Raw genomic sequence first — 675 nt, 5'->3', positions numbered from 1 at the left:
GTGACAAACACAACCGACGGAAGCAGCGTGACGTTCGATAAGACGAAGCCGTCCGTGCAGTCGGTGACGATGAGCACGAGCAACGCGAATGCGGCGAAAGCCAAAGTAGGCGATACGATCACTCTGAACATTACAACGAACGAAGATGTGCAGCAGCCGGTGGTGATGATCGCAGGCGGCGCAGCGACGGTTACGCAAGGAGCGGACGCGCGGACGTGGACGGCGACGTACACGATGAAAAATAGCGATACCGAAGGAACGATCGCGTTTACGGTAAACTTCGCCGATGTAACCGGGAATGCAGCAGATCCGGTCTCGACACTTACCGGCGGCAGCGGGGTCGAATTCGATAAGACGGCACCGAGCGGAACGGTTTCGTACAGAACGACGGAACCGACGAAAGACAGTGTGACGGCAACGATTGCCGTCGAAGACGGTGCGGTAATCACGAATAACGGAGGACAACCGACGTACGTCTTTGAAAGCAACGGTACGTTTACGTTTGAACTAATGGATGAGGCCGGAAATACCGGGCAAGTGACGGCAACGGTCGCCAATATTGACTTGACAGCGCCGACAGCGCCGACGGTTGAGATTAGCTCAAGCAACGCGGATTCAGCTAGAGCCAAAGTGGGCGATACGATTACGCTGCATATTGCAACGAACGAGGACGTG

At 55.6% G+C, this 675-nt stretch carries 1 pseudogene; it reads left to right on the top strand.

Annotation, left to right across the window (positions count from 1 at the left end):
* A pseudogene (locus tag PT964_RS26355) lies at positions 1-675 on the top strand (hypothetical protein); the annotation flags it as partial.

Source organism: Paenibacillus thermotolerans, from assembly GCF_028745515.1.
GTDB lineage: Bacteria > Bacillota > Bacilli > Paenibacillales > YIM-B00363 > Paenibacillus_AE > Paenibacillus_AE thermotolerans.
This window is presented reverse-complemented; position numbering and strand designations above follow the sequence as displayed.